Source organism: Vibrio sp. 1978 (genome assembly GCF_033344345.1).
The window spans coordinates 1-623 of the sequence record NZ_JAWPOP010000652.1 but is presented as its reverse complement, the minus strand read 5'-3'; the positions used below and the strand labels follow the sequence as shown (position 1 = coordinate 623).

Sequence of the window (623 nt, the reverse complement as noted above, 5' to 3'; positions counted from 1 at the left end):
ACTCTCGTTATACGCGAGTCCGATTTTATCGTCGTGCGTTCTAGTTATTTTCTTTCAGGATCTCCCCCCAAGCCTTTGCTGTATCTGGCTTTAACTACCTCTTAGGGATTACTTTTTACACAAACTATTGAACGATAATCCACCATTGACGAACCAGCTTCACAAAACTCCTCTTACCAGTTGTGCATTTGTTTTCACATCGGTAATTTGAGCGATGAAAATGACTCACTCATCCCTATAAAGAGCTTTCTATCAGTTTCCTTTCTGGTCAAAAGATGCGCCATTTAACAAAAACGAAGAGTTTGGTTAACAAATTCATGCTCAAACGCTCATTTTTAACGCTCGTTTGTTTTCGCAAACGTTTATATGTGCACAATACTATCGTGCTAGATAAGCAAAAATAACTATAGGACTCTTAACATGACAACCAACAAACACCCCTCTCTGCTCGGAGAATGTTTGGCCGAGTTCATCGGTACAGGACTACTCATCTTCTTCGGCGTTGGCTGCGTCGCAGCCTTAGTGTTAACAGGCGCATCTTTTGGACAATGGGAAATCAGTATTGTATGGGGCTTAGGTGTCTCCATCGCAATCTACTGTACTGCCGGCGTTTCAGGCGCACA

Annotated in this window: 1 protein-coding gene; it reads left to right on the top strand. The window is 42.5% G+C overall.

The genetic code is table 11. The features are described 5' to 3' along the window. Positions 1-420: 420 nt before the first annotated feature. Positions 421-623: aquaporin (locus tag R8N49_RS28355; RefSeq protein WP_318190597.1), on the top strand; the 203-nt coding region annotated here is incomplete at its 3' end.